General features: G+C 68.0%; 10 protein-coding genes. 5 read left to right on the top strand and 5 right to left on the bottom strand.

Annotated features, from left to right (window positions below; translation table 11 throughout):
* Positions 1-601: 601 nt before the first annotated feature.
* Positions 602-1,879, bottom strand: a complete 1,278-nt coding sequence (locus GBZ48_RS24850; RefSeq protein ID WP_174473468.1) for a glycoside hydrolase family 3 protein — start codon at positions 1,877-1,879, stop codon at positions 602-604.
* Positions 1,876-3,231, bottom strand: coding sequence for a cell envelope integrity protein CreD (creD, locus tag GBZ48_RS24855; protein ID WP_246307440.1), 1,356 nt, complete (start codon positions 3,229-3,231; stop codon positions 1,876-1,878). Before creD ends, GBZ48_RS24850 begins: the two co-directional genes overlap by 4 nt.
* A gap of 137 nt (positions 3,232-3,368) precedes the next feature.
* Here creD and GBZ48_RS24860 point away from each other — a divergent pair, with 137 nt between their 5' ends.
* The 4 genes from GBZ48_RS24860 (at position 3,369) to GBZ48_RS24875 (ending at position 7,470) form a co-directional block, all read left to right on the top strand.
* The gene (locus tag GBZ48_RS24860) at positions 3,369-4,061 is read left to right on the top strand and encodes a response regulator transcription factor (RefSeq protein WP_174473470.1); all 693 of its coding nucleotides are present in this window, start codon (positions 3,369-3,371) and stop codon (positions 4,059-4,061) included.
* Entirely contained in the window at positions 4,058-5,698 is a 1,641-nt protein-coding gene (locus tag GBZ48_RS24865; protein WP_174473471.1) for a sensor histidine kinase, read from the top strand. The genes GBZ48_RS24860 and GBZ48_RS24865 overlap by 4 nt, the downstream gene beginning before the upstream one ends.
* 114 nt (positions 5,699-5,812) lie before the next feature.
* Positions 5,813-6,712, top strand: a complete 900-nt coding sequence (locus tag GBZ48_RS24870; RefSeq protein ID WP_246307441.1) for an ABC transporter ATP-binding protein — start codon at positions 5,813-5,815, stop codon at positions 6,710-6,712.
* A complete protein-coding gene (locus GBZ48_RS24875; protein WP_174473473.1) occupies positions 6,709-7,470 on the top strand; it encodes an ABC transporter permease in 762 nt (253 codons plus the stop codon). The genes GBZ48_RS24870 and GBZ48_RS24875 overlap by 4 nt, the downstream gene beginning before the upstream one ends.
* A gap of 110 nt (positions 7,471-7,580) precedes the next feature.
* Here GBZ48_RS24875 and GBZ48_RS24880 read toward each other — a convergent pair whose 3' ends face one another.
* From GBZ48_RS24880 to GBZ48_RS24890, 3 genes are all read right to left on the bottom strand, one after another.
* Entirely contained in the window at positions 7,581-8,030 is a 450-nt protein-coding gene (locus tag GBZ48_RS24880; protein ID WP_174473474.1) for a hypothetical protein, read from the bottom strand.
* Positions 8,031-8,163: 133 nt separating this feature from the next.
* Complete coding sequence (locus tag GBZ48_RS24885) at positions 8,164-11,988, bottom strand: response regulator (protein WP_209798345.1); 3,825 nt, start codon at positions 11,986-11,988, stop codon at positions 8,164-8,166.
* 78 nt (positions 11,989-12,066) lie between these two features.
* On the bottom strand, positions 12,067-12,300 hold the full coding sequence (locus tag GBZ48_RS24890; RefSeq protein ID WP_343049653.1) for a type II toxin-antitoxin system ParD family antitoxin: 234 nt from the start codon (positions 12,298-12,300) through the stop codon (positions 12,067-12,069).
* A 384-nt stretch (positions 12,301-12,684) separates the two neighbouring features.
* On the opposite strand from GBZ48_RS24890, the gene GBZ48_RS24895 reads away from it, so the two are divergent.
* Positions 12,685-13,638 (top strand): LysR family transcriptional regulator, encoded by a 954-nt coding sequence (locus GBZ48_RS24895; RefSeq protein WP_174473475.1) that lies wholly within the window; start codon positions 12,685-12,687, stop codon positions 13,636-13,638.
* The last annotated feature ends 43 nt before the right edge of the window (positions 13,639-13,681 follow it).

Below are 13,681 nucleotides of genomic sequence, written 5' to 3' on the forward strand. Positions count from 1 at the left end.
AACCGTTCGTAGAGCGACGGCGGTTGCCACGCGGTGCCGTAGCTGGAACGCAGGGTGGTTCCGGTTTCCTCGATCCGGTAGGGGTCGTGCCCCACAGGGAGGTGTAGGAGCTGCGGGGCGCAACAAACGGGCGTTGCCGAACGGACGCCACGACGCGAGGCCCCGCGCCTGGAGAACCGTTCAGCTGCGACATGCTTCAGGGAGGATCGATCTTCCCGGAATCCGGCCGCGGCAACGCCAATGGACGCGTCACCACGACGGGTTTCCGCACCTTCGACACACCCCGATCGAAGGCAGAGTGACGCTGTCGGAGGGGGCCAAATGGTCGTCCTCGACCGCGCTGGAGCTGTTCCGTCTGCTTCAGGAGGCGACGATGAACGCCGCCAGACATTCGGGGGCCGACCAGGTGAGGATCGAAATCCGGCCGACCGGCGGTGGGGCTGACGACCGACACCGGCGTCGAACTGGGCGGTGCTGGTGGAGAAAGCGTCGTAACCGTCCGGGCCTGAAAGCTGTGAGAAGGCGAGCGCCAGATCGCGAATGCTGCGGGCCATCGGGCCTGCGTGCCGGAAACGGTGCGGTGCCCGCGGCCAGATGCCCGTCATCGGGACGCACCCATGCGTTGCTTTGAGCGGCTGTCGCTCGCCATCAGCATGGCCTGATCCAGCCGGCCGTGCTTCCCGGCGTCCACGGCACAGGCCATGGCCCGGTAGAACTGGCTGCCGTCGAGCGCGAACAGCAGAAGATCGACGCCGGCGTTGAGCGCCTCGACGACCGCCCGGCACAGACCGTACTGATAGACCGGCGTCATGAGCATGTCGTCGGTGACGATCAGGCCGTCGAACCCCCAGTCCCGGCGGATCACCCCATCGATCAGCCGCCGCGAATGGGAAGCCGGCCGGTCGGGATCGACGGCCGCCACGATGGCATGGCCGACCATCAGAAGGGCCTGCGGATCGCCAGCCAGCACGCGGCGGAAGGGCAACCAGTCGGTCGCCTCGAGAACCTCGCGCGATTCGGCGATGACGGCGCGGAAATGGTGGGTGTCGCTTTGCGCCCGACCCAGCCCGGGGAAATGCTTCGCCGTCGGCCGGATGCCGCCGTCGGTGACTCCCCTGGCATAGGCCGCGGCGACCTCAGCCACCACGTCCGGATCGTCGGAAATCGCCCGCTCGGCGATGAGGCTGTGGAAATCCAGCGGATCGGGCGGACGGGCGCGGCGCAGGTCGAGGACCGGTGCGAGGTTGACGGTCACGCCGATGGATTGCAGGTCGCGCCCATGCGCCTGCCCGAGGGCGCGCGCGGCGGCGCGGCGCTCGTCGGAGGGCAGGCCGGCCAGCGCCGCGGGGGCCGGGCGATGCGGCAGCCAGGGCGACAGCCGGGACACGATGCCGCCCTCCTGGTCGGCTGCCACCACCAGCGGCGGCAGCCCGGCCCGCCGCCGGACCTCCTGCAAATGGCCGATCTCGTCCCGCAGCTCTTCGGCCGACCGTCCGGCCAGATTGTGCCGGGACACGAAAATTCCGCCGATCAGCCCGCGCGCCGCCAGCGCCTCGACCTCCCCGACCCGCCGGTAGCCGACGATGAAGTGCCGCCCCAGCCCGACCGCCAGCGGCTCCTGCATCGCCAGGACATGCGCCTTGCGGATCTGGAACACCGCCTCCGCCCCCACCGTGCAGAGCGGCACCGCCAGCCAGAGCAGTGCCAGCATCGGCCGCCGGCGAATGCCCGTCCGCCACAGGACGAGCAGGCCGCACAGCCCGGCCGCCGCGATCAGGGGCAACGACCAGCCCTTGACCGGGGTCAGGTAGGGATCATGGATGTTGGCACCGGCGAAAGCCAGCAGCAGGCCGCCAACCCACCAGGCAAATGCCCTCACGGCTCCTCTCCCTGCCAATCCACGCGCTGGGTGACGGCCATGACCGCCGACAGGACCAGGAACAGGGCGATCGTCCCCACCAGCAGGGAGTAGTTTTCCAGCCCGATCAGGAGGTGGAGGAAGGCGAACAGGCCCGCCAGCGCCGCCGCGAAGACCAGGGTCGGACCGGCGCGCCGGGTGACCGCCGCGGTGTAGGCCGTCGCCTGAACCAGGACAAGCGCTGCGCTGATCCAGTAGCCGGCGACATAGCCGAACGGTTCGGCGAAGGACACCAGCAGAAGGGAGAACAGAGTCATCGACAGCCCGAGCAGGCCATACTGGACGATGTGGATGCGCACGCTCGAAAGAAGCTCGAACAGCGCATAGACCGTGAAGGACAGCACGACGAAGAGACTGGCGTATTTCGAGGCACGGGTGATCATGCGGTAGGTGGGAACCGCCTCCAGCAGCTCGACGCCGACCGAGGGGAGATACTGGGCATCGGCGGAGTCCAGCAGCGCCGCGTCGGAGCGGAGCGGCGGCCTGGAATAGTCGGAAACGGTCCACCGCGCCTCGAAGCCGTCGGCGGTCACGGTCGGATCGGACGGCAGCACGGTGCCGACGAAGCTCGGCGTCGGCCATGGTGCCTTGATGGCTGCGGTCGCCTGCCGGCCGTCCAGGGTCTGATGGAAGGCCCCGGTGCCGCGCAGCGTCACCGTCGCCTGGAACTTCATCTCCACACTTGCCGCGGGGGCCGCCGCCATCGTCGGACGGGCGGCGAGTGCTGCGCCCCAGCAGTCCTCGGCGCGGGCGACCAGCTCCTGGCAACCGCGCCAGGGGATGGTCTCCCCGTTCCAGACCACGCGGTCCTCGGCCGTCATGCCGGCCAGCCCCGACAGCTGGAGCAGGAACACGCTGTCCTGCCAGGAGATGGAGCTGCCGCGCCCGACCAGCTTTTCCAGGCTGGACGCGGACGGGACCGCGAAGCTGCCGGTCATCTCCAGCGCCGCGGTATAGACGGTCGCGGAGAACAGGCCGCGCTTCTTGCGCTCGGGCGCCAGGGCCGCCTGCGTCGCCAGGGTCGCGGGCGCGATCTTCAGGTAACCGCGGGTCTTGCCGTCAGCGGCGAGATAGGGCACCGCCAGCACCGGCGTCCGCACGGTCTGTTCGGGACTCCAGCTCCGCGCCAGTTCCTCCTGCATCTCGGCCTGCCGGTCGGAGCGCTCGCCGATGATGCCGGAGACCGGCAGGCCGGCGATGAGGGTCACCGCCAGAAGCAGGACGATCTGCAGGAACTTCGCGGACCGGCGGTTGCGCCGCGCAGGCTGGGGATTGGCCAGCGGATTGAGAGTGGAAGCGGGCGGCACGGTCATTCGGACACTCCATGGGGGGATGGGAAACAGGCCCCCAGCGTGGCGTCCCGGCATGCCGCGGCGATGACGCGGTTGTGCAGCCGGGAAGGAATCTCCGTGCAGAACTTGTGCAGATTATCGGGTAGGCTTGCGCTGCCATGACCAAGATCCTGCTGATCGACGACGATCCCCACATCCGCGACATCGTCCGCTTCGCCCTGAACCGGGAGGGCTTCGCCGTGGTCGAGGCCGGGGATGGCGCCCAGGGGCTGGCACTGGCCCAGGCGGACTCCCCCGACCTGATCCTGCTCGACATCGGCATGCCGGAGATGGACGGCACCGAGGTCTGCCGGCGGCTGCGCCGGGAGAGCCGGATCCCCATCATCTTCCTGTCGTCGCGCGACGACGAGATCGACCGGATTCTCGGCCTCGAACTGGGGGGCGACGATTACGTCACCAAGCCCTTCTCGCCGCGCGAGCTGACGGCGCGGGTCAAGGCGGTGCTGCGGCGGACGGCCCCCCCGGAGCCGCCGGTTCCGGAGGGTCCGGCACCGGTTCTCCGCCACAACCGCCTGCGGCTGGACCTGGACGGCGTGCGCGCCTTCTGGGACGAGGTGGAGGTGGTGCTGACCGCCACCGAGTTCGGCCTGCTGCGCACCCTCGCCGACCGGCCGGGCAAGGTGTTCAGCCGCGACGCCCTGATGGACGGCGCCTATGCCACCGAACGCTATGTCGCCGACCGCACGGTGGACAGCCACATCCGCCGGGTCCGGGCCAAATTCCAGGCGGCCGGCGGCGCTCCGGTCGAAACCGTGCATGGGCTGGGCTACAAGCTGTCGGACTGCCGATGAAGTGGCCGTTCGGGAGGTCGCTGTCCGGACGGCGGCCGTCCATCGCGACCGTACTGCTGGTCATGACGGTGGCGGCGCTGGTCCTGCCGCTGAGCGGCCTGTGGATCCTTCGTCTCTATGAAAGCGCCCTGATCCGCCAGACCGAATCCGAATTGATCGCCCAGGCCGGGGTGGTCGCGGCCTTCTACCGCGACGCCTGGCGCCGGGCCGGCGGAAAGGCGGAGGAGCTCGGCCCCCCGGTCGATCCGGCCTGGACTCGCCCGCCGGGCTTCGACCCGCCCTGGACGCCGCGGTTCGCCAGCCTGGACCTTGCCGAAGATCCGATCCTTCCCCCCGCCCCCGATCCGGTCCCGGCCATGGCGAGCGACCCGTCCGCCGCCATTGCCGGATCGACGCTCGGCCCGATCCTGCGCGAGGCGCAGCGCATCACCCTGGCCGGCATGAGGGTCACGGATCGCCAGGGTGTGGTCGTCGCCAGCACCGGCGAGGAGATGGGCCTGTCCCTGGAACGGCAGGACGAGGTCCGCCGCGCCCTGGCCGGCGAGGCCGCCAGCGTCCTGCGCGAACGCACGAGCCATGACCGCCCCGGCCAGGAGAGAATCGGCTACCGGTCCGGTTCGGACAGCCCGGCCGTGCCGGACCGCAGCCGGTCGGTGCGGGTCTTCACCGCCCAGCCCGTGCTCGACGACGGGCGCGTTGTCGGCGTGGTGGTGGTGTCGCGCACGCCGCGCAGCATCGCCGATACCCTCTATGGAAAGCGCTGGCACCTCGCCGGGCTGGCGGTGCTGCTGCTGGTGTCGGTGGGCGTGCTGGCGCGGCTGGGGACGGTCGCCATCGCCCGCCCGCTGCGCGCGGTCACCGGGCTGGCGAAGCGCACAGCAGACGGCGAGAGGGGCGTGATGGTCCCGCTACCGCGCCCGGTGGTGCGCGAGGTCGCCGAGCTGTCGGACGCGCTGACCCGGATGGCGAGGACGCTGGAGGAGCGGGCCGACTATATCCGCGACTTCGCCGCCCATGTCTCGCACGAGTTCAAGACGCCGCTGACCACCATCCGCGGCACCGTTGAGCTGCTGCGCGACCACATCGACAGCATGCCTCCCGAAGACCGGGACCGCTTCCTCGCCAACATGGATGCCGAGGCCGGACGGCTGTCCCGCCTCGTCCGCCGCCTGCTGGAATTGGCCCGTGCCGACGTGATGACAGTGACCGACGCCGCCGTGACCGACGCCGTGCCGGTCGCCGCCCGTCTGGCCGAGCGTCATGGCGCAGATGCGTCGCTGCCGGCCTCGCTGCCGGTCGCCATGGGGCGGGACTCCCTGGAAAGCGTCCTGGCGAACCTGATCGAAAATGCGAGACACCACGCCGGCGCGGACGCGCGGGTGACCGTCACCCTGCGGGCCGAGGGCGGGCGGGCGATCCTGCGGGTCGCCGACGACGGGCCGGGCATTTCGCCCGCGAATGCCGACCGGGTCTTCGTCCCCTTCTTCACCACCGCGCGCGACCGCAGCGGCACCGGCCTCGGCCTCACCATCGCGCGGGGGCTGGTGGAGGCCCATGGCGGAAGCATCGCCCTGCTGCCGTCGGAACGCGGCGCCCTGTTCGAGGTCGTCCTGCGCCGGGTCCTACCACTCAGGTAAAAATTCCGCCGGGCACCACAGAGCGTTATGGTGGCCCCGCCCTGGTGGCGTCCGCACCCGGGAGTTGGCCCCAAGCCGAGGAAAGATATGCAGCCTATAATTGAGATTCGTGGGTTGACGAAGACCTACGCATCCGGCTTCCAGGCGCTGAAAGGAGTCGATCTCGACATCCGCCGCGGCGAGATCCTGGCACTGCTCGGTCCGAACGGTGCCGGCAAGACGACGCTGATCAGCATCGTCTGCGGCATCGTCCGGGCGACATCGGGCAGCGTGACGGTGGACGGCCACGACATCCGGCGCGACTGGCGCGCCGCGCGGTCCCTGATCGGTCTGGTTCCCCAGGAGCTGACGACCGAGGCGTTCGAGAGCGTCTGGGCGACCGTCAGCTTCAGCCGGGGCCTGTTCGGCAAGCCGCCCAACCCCGCGGTGATCGAGAGGATCCTGAAGGACCTGTCCCTGTGGGACAAGAAGGACACCAAGGTCATGGCGCTGTCCGGCGGCATGAAGCGGCGCGTGCTGATCGCGAAGGCGCTGTCGCACGAGCCGCGCATCCTGTTCCTGGACGAGCCGACCGCCGGTGTGGATGTGGAGCTTCGCCGCGGCATGTGGGAGATGATCGGGCGCCTGCGCGACAGCGGCGTCACCATCATCCTGACCACCCACTATATCGAGGAGGCGGAGGAGATGGCCAACAGCATCGGTGTGATCTCCGGCGGCCGGATCGTCCTGGTGGAGGAGAAGGCCGCGTTGATGCAGAAGCTGGGGAAGCGGCAGCTGACCCTGCAATTGCAGGCCCCCTTGAGCGCCATTCCGCCCGAACTCGCCGACTATCCCCTGACCCTGTCGGAGGGAGGGCGTGAACTGGTCTACAGGTTCGACACGCAACAGGAGCGTACCGGCATCGCCGGGCTTCTCCGCAAGCTGGGCGACCACGGCATCACCTACACGAACCTGCGCACCGAAGAGAGCTCCCTGGAGGAGATCTTCGTCAATCTGGTGAGGGAGCGGGCATGAACCTTCATGCGATCAGGGCCATCTATCTCTTCGAACTGGCCCGCACCTGGCGCACGCTGGCGCAGAGCATCGCCGGCCCGGTGATCTCCACCTCGCTGTATTTCGTCGTCTTCGGGGCGGCGATCGGCGGGCGTTTCACATCGATCGAGGGCGTCAGCTACGGCGCGTTCCTCGTCCCCGGCCTCGTCATGATGTCGGTCCTGACGGAGAGCGTGTCGAACGCGTCCTTCGGCATCTACATGCCACGCTATTCCGGCACGATCTACGAGCTGCTGTCGGCCCCCGTCTCCGCCTTCGAGACGGTGATCGGCTATGTCGGCGCGGCGGCGACCAAGTCTCTCATCCTTGGAACGCTGATCCTGCTGACGGCACGGCTGTTCGTGGATTTTTCCATCGCGCACCCGGTCTGGATGGTCGCCTTCCTCGTGCTGACGTCGGTGACCTTCAGCCTGCTCGGTTTCATTCTGGGCATCTGGGCCGACGGCTGGCAAAAGCTGCAGATCGTGCCGATGCTGATCGTGACACCGCTCGCTTTCCTGGGCGGGAGCTTCTATTCGATCAAAATGCTGCCGCCGTTCTGGCAGACGGTCACCCTGTTCAATCCGGTCGTCTATCTGGTCAGCGGCTTCCGCTGGAGCTTCTATGGCGCCGCCGACATGCCCGTCGCATTGAGCCTCGGCATGACCGCCCTGTTGCTGGCGATCTGTCTTGCCGTCGTATGGTGGATTTTCCGCACGGGCTACAAGCTGAAGAACTGACCGGCCACCGGCTCTGCCTCAAGCAGGCAAAGAGAAGGCCCCGGCGGGAGAACCGCTCGGGGCCGAGGCCGTGGGGCGAAGTCGGTGAGGAATGAGACGTAACCCGCTGTTCAGCGCTGTCGGACGAAGGCGCCCTGGCTGGCGGAGTTGCCGATGCCGGCGGCGAGGTTCTGCACGTTTGCGAGGTTCGGGGCGGCGAACGGCGTCCGGCCGCCGGAGCGCTGGAGCACCGTCACGCCCTGCATCGCCGAGTTGCCGATGCCCGCCGCGGTGTTCGACAGGTTGGCGGCCGAGCCGCCGGGGAACAGCCCGCCGCTGCGCTGGCCGACCAGCACGCCCTGGCTGGCGGTGTTGCCGATACCGGCGGCGAGGTTCGAGACGTTCGCCGTGTTCGGACCGCCGAACAGCCCGCCGCTGCGCTGCATCGTCGTGACGCTCTGGGTGGCGCCATTGCCGATGCCGGCCGCGGTGTTCGACAGGTTGGACACATTCTGCGCCATGGCGGGGGCGGCGAGCAGGGCCAGGGTGGCGAAGCCGGCGAGCAGGGAGGTGCGGATCATGGTGTGGTCTCCTGGGTGGGGCCGGTGCGGTGCATCCGGCGGGTTGTCTCGATGACATGACCCTAGCCGACCCCGCCCGCCGCCGATGTGAGCCGGACCACAACCGGCCGCATCTTTCACCACGCTCCAGAACTCAGCACCGGCGCCTTGCCCCGTCTTCCAGCTCCTCCTGAATGGCGTGTGCCAAATCCTCGATCCGGTAGGGTTTGGACAGAACCCGGACGGACTTCGTCGCCGCCAAATCCTCGCTGTAACCGGTGGTCAGCAGGATGCCGAGATCCGGCCAGCGTTGCCGGGCCTCCTGTGCCAGAGCGGCGCCGTTGATCGAACCGGGCATGACGACATCGCTGAACAGGAGGTCGACCGCCTCCTCTTCCAGCCGGCGCAGCGCCTCTTCGCCGCTCGCCGCGCGGGTCACCCGGTAGCCGAGATCCTCCAGGGCCGCCGTCACCACGGGCGCCACCACCGGATCGTCCTCGACCAGCAGAACGTGGATGTCGGCGATGGGCGGCAACACCGGCGGCGCAGCCGGCGTCTCCGAGACCGCCGTCGTTTCGGCGCGGGGCAGCAGCAGGGACACGACGGTGCCCTTCCCCTCGACGCTCTCCACGGTCGCGGTGCCGCCGGACTGCCGGCAGAAGCCATAGACCTGTGACAAACCCAGCCCGGTGCCCTTGCCCACCGCCTTCGTCGTGAAGAAAGGTTCGAACACCCGGCCGAGAGCTTCGGGTGCGATGCCGTGGCCGCTGTCGCGCACCCAGACCTTCAGGAACTGTCCCGACAGACCGTCGACGCCGTCCAGTTCGACATTTTCCGCCCCGAGCATCACCGCCCCATCCGCTTTTATAGCGTCACGGGCGTTGGTGGTGAGGTTCAGCACCGCCAGGTCGAACTGCACCGGGTCGGCCATCACTGGCCACAGTTCGCCCTGAAGCGCGAACTCCAGCCCGATGTCGGCGCGCAGGGCCCGGTCGAGAAAAAGGCGCAGGCCGAGCAGACGGTCCCGCACATCGAATGCCTCCGGCTGCAGGCTCTGGCGACGGGAAAACGTCATCAACTGCCGGATCAGACTGGCACCGCGGTCCACTGCCTGACGTCCGGCGTCGAGGATGGGTTCCACCTCCGGAGCATGGCCGACACGCCGGCCCACCAGCTGGAGGCAGCTGGACATCGCCTGGAGCAGATTGTTGAAGTCGTGCGCCATGCCGCCGGTCAACTGCCCAACCGCTTCCATCTTCTGCGACTGGCGCAGTTGCTCTTCGGTCTTTCTGAGCGTCGCCGCGCGCTCCTTCTCGTCGGTCACGTCGCGGGCCACACCGAACATCAGGCCGTCCGCCTGGGTGGCGGTCCAAGCGAAGTCGCGATATTGCCCGTCCCGTGTGCGGAAGCGGTTCTCGAACCGCATCGTGCTGCCGCCACCGGCCAGCTTCCGCACCTCCCTGCGCGTCTTGTCACGGTCGTCCGGATGCTCCATCCACTCCGACGTGCGGCCGAGCAGCTCTGCCTCCGTCCAACCCAGGATTTCCGTCCAGGCCGGGCTGACGCTGAGCCAGCGGCCCTCCCGGTCGGCGACGAGAAAGGGATCGCGGGAAAGTCGCCAGAAGCGGTCGCGTTCCCGGGTGCGCTCCTCGACGCGGCGCTCCAGCGCCTCGTTGGCATGGCGCAGCCGCTCGGCCGTCTCCCGGCGCAACTCCGCCAAGCGCAGCGCGCCGTCCACCCGGGCCAGCAGCTCGCGTGCACTGAACGGCTTGACCAGATAATCATCGGCTCCGGCCCGCAGCCCTTCGATCGAGGATTCCTCTCCGGCGCGGGCCGAGAGCAGGATGATCGGCAAATCCTTGGTTTCAGGATGCCCGCGCAGTGCAGCGATCACGCCGAAGCCGTCCAGGCGCGGCATCATGACGTCGGACAGCACCAGATTCGGAGGTGCCGCCTTTGCCGCCTCGACGGCGGCAGCCCCGTCGCCAACCGCCTCGACCCGGTAGCCGGCGGCGGTCAGCAGCCGCTCGACATAGCTCCGCATGTCGGCATTGTCATCCGCCAGCAGAATGGTCGCGTTTCGCACCCCTTCGGGTGCCAGTCCGCCGGAAGTGCCTTCGACCAGCGCGGGAGCGGCCTGCCCTCCCTGTTCCTGGGGCAACCACTGCAGAGCCTCGGCGACGAAAGCGTCGGCACGGGTCGCCGTGGAGACCGGTGCCGGGCCCGCCGAACGCTCTGTCGCGGGAACATGCGCAGTGCCGAAGGGAAACGTGACGGTGAAGGTGGAGCCTCGGCCGACCTCGCTGTCGAGAGCGACGGCGCCGTCATGAAGCTGGGTCAAGTCCTTCACCAGGGCCAAACCGATCCCGGTGCCCTCATGGGTGCGCCCGCCCTGCCCTTCGATGCGGTGGAAGCGGTCGAACACCCGGGGCTGTTCCTCGGTCGGGATGCCGATGCCCGTGTCGCGCACGCTCAGCGCTGCGTTCTTGCCGGATACCCGGACCGACACCGTGACGCTGCCGCTCAGGGTGAACTTGAAAGCGTTGGATATGAGGTTGAGGACGATCTTCTCCCACAGATCGCGGTCGACCCAGACCGGCTCCGGCAGAGGCGGGCAATCGATGCGGTAGTCCAGCCCGGCCCGGTCCATGGCCGAGCGGAAGCTGCTGGCCAGTTCGGCGGTGAAAGCCGCCAGATCGACCGGCTCGAAGCGGGCTTTCATCCGGCCGGCCTCGATGCGCGAGACGTCGAGCAGGGCGTTGACCAGACGCAACAGACGCTGTCCGTTGCGGTAGACCAGCTCCAGCGCGTCACGTTCGACCGGAACGGCCATCCGGTCCTCCGCCGGGAAGCGCTGAAGCATGTCCTCCACCGGGCCTAGCATCAGGGTCAGCGGCGTGCGGAATTCGTGGCTGGCGTTGGAAAAGAAGGCCGTCTTGGCGCGGTCGAGTTCCGCCAGGATCTCGGCGCGGCGGCGCTCCTCCTCATAGGCCTCGGCGTTGGTGATCGCGGTGGCGATGTGGCCGGCGGCACGTTCGAACAGGGTGACATAGGCCGTGTCGATGCGCCGGCGCGGGCTGATCCCGGTGACCAGAAAGCCGTGCGGGGCGTCGGCGCGGGCGCTGAGGATCGGCACGACGAGCGACTGTTCGACCACCTCCGGCCAGGGCTTGCCCGGCAACCGGCCGGCATACCGGAGCGCCAATCCCTCGACCGTCACCGGCGCCCCCGTCGCCAGGACTTCGGCGAACGGCCAGGGTGTGGGGTTGCCGTCCGGCGAAATTCGGTCCGGTGCCAGATCGGCGCTGGGGGGCAGTCCCTCACGAGCGACAAGCCACAACGCTCCGCTGGAGGGGTCCCGCAGATAGGCGAGCACGAAAGGCGCTTCCTCCGGCAAGGTGGCCAGGCACCGGACGGCGGCCTCGCAGGCCTCGGATGCCGACCGAACCTGCGACGTGGCTTCCGACACCACGCGCAGCAGGCGCTCGCGCCGCTCCGCCAGCACCCGCTGGGTGGTTTCCGTCACGGCGGTGAAGATGCCTTCGACCTCGCCGTCCTCACCGCTCACCGGACTGTAGCTGTAGTAGAAATAGCATTCCTCGACATAACCGAAGCGGTTCAGAGGCAGCAGCTGGTCTTCCGACCAGGTTGCCTCGCCGGTGGTCATGACATGGTCGAACATCGGGCCGATGATGTCCCAAATCTCCGCCCACACCTCCCAACCGGGCCGCCCGAGCGCCCAGGGATGCTTGTTTCCTGGTACCGGGCTCCAGGCATCGTTGTAGATCAGCGCCCGCGTCGGCCCCCAATAGAGCACGATGGGAAAGCGCGAGCCGAGACAGATGCCGACGGCCGAACGCAGGGCGGGAGACCATGCCTCAACCGGGCCGAACGGCGTTTCCGCCCAATCCTTGGCACGCATCAGGGCGGCCATGTCGCCGGGTCCGTTCAGAAAGGCGCGGCTGGTGTCTGCGGTCACGGAGTCCCCAAGCGATCGCTGTTGATGGAAAGCGGTACAAGGGCCGCCTCGGCAGGAACGGCGTCACACATAGTAGGCTTACACCGCAGAGCCCCGACCCACGGGGGTGGGACTCTGCGGCACGGCGCATTCGTCCCGCCCCAGCAAGCGCAACGCGGCGCGGACCACTTCGCTGGCGCTGCCGCAGCGGCCGGTGGCGACGCGTCCGACGACAAAGCGCTCCAACTCTGGAGTGAGCGAGACATTCATGGTTTTACGAAATGGCATGGTCCCATCGAAAACTGCTCGCAACCGCATGTCAAGGTTTGACATAGATTACAGAAGCAAAATCTATGAATTTAACCCTATGCTGATCGAATAAACTTAGTCTATGCCCTGCATCCGGCGCAAATTCGACAAAAAATTCCTCTGCAATAACATAGGATAATGGGAAGCCAGAAAAATCATCCACCAAGCATCGTCACATTCCCGAGCCATTCTTGTCATTCAGGCCGAACCTCATCGAATTGCCAAGCTTCAGATTGAATTCCGTATTCTTTGGTCCGGTTGCGGGCACGTCCTTGGCCGCGGAATCACCGCGCTCTACGCCCATTCCTGGTCAACCCGCGCCCGCCACCTTCCATGCCGCCAACCAGTTGACGGTGCCGAGCCCAACATTCCGCTTTGTCCAGCAAGGGGCCTGTGGGAAAAAGTGGAATGTCAACGAAGCTGGACTTCCGCCGTCTCCGCTACTTCGTCGCCGTCTGCGAACTCGGCAGCTTTTCAAAAGCCAGCGAGTTTCTGAACGTGGCGCAATCGGCGCTGAGCCAGCATGTGGCTGTGCTGGAAGAGGATCTGGGCGTTCAGCTGCTTGTCCGGCAACCGCGCGGCGTTAACAGGACCGAGGCGGGTGACCGCCTGTTCGCCCATGCCAGAGGCGTGCTGCACGCGCTGGAACAGGCCGAACTGGACGTGCTGTCGCTGTCCCGGGCGGTGATCGGGCCGGTGATGGTCGGCTTCAACTACACGGCGATGGAGGCCATCGGCCTGCCTTTCATCCGGCGCGTCGCCTCCACCCTGACCGAGGTGAAGCTGCGCGTGATCGAAGCGCACAGCGAGATCATGCACCAGTGGATGCTGTCCGGTCAGGCCGACATCGCCCTGACACTGGTGCCGCCCAACGACGACCGGCTGGAGGGCGTGCCGCTGCTGGACGAGGAGCTCGTCTGCCTCGGCACCCGCGCGATGATCGGCGACGGCGGCCCCATCGATCTGGCCGACGTGCTGCGCCTGCCGCTGATCATGCCCGGCCGCACCGCCGTTCTCCAGGCGCTCGCCAGCGACGCCGAGGTGCGCAACGCCATCGCCGCGAAGGTCTATCTGGAGATCGAATCCGCCATTCCCCTGAAGCGGGCGGTCAGCGCCGGGCTGGGGGTGACGGTCCAATCGGCGGCCCTGGCGGGCGACGAGATCGCCCGCGGCGAACTGGTGGCGCGGCCGGTGGTGAACCCGTCGATGGGCCGCACCCTGTATCTGGTGTCCTCGCGGATGAAGACCGCGTCCCGCGCCGTGGTCGAAGCGCGGCGGCTGATGATCGACGTGGTGCGCGAGGCCCATCGCAGCGGCCGCTGGCCCGGCCGGCTGCGGGAGAGCTATCTCGAAACCAGATAGCTCGGTTCTTGTCTTTATATTTTACGACGCTGCCTCCCCCGTG

Source organism: Azospirillum melinis, from assembly GCF_013340935.1.
Taxonomy (GTDB): domain Bacteria; phylum Pseudomonadota; class Alphaproteobacteria; order Azospirillales; family Azospirillaceae; genus Azospirillum; species Azospirillum melinis.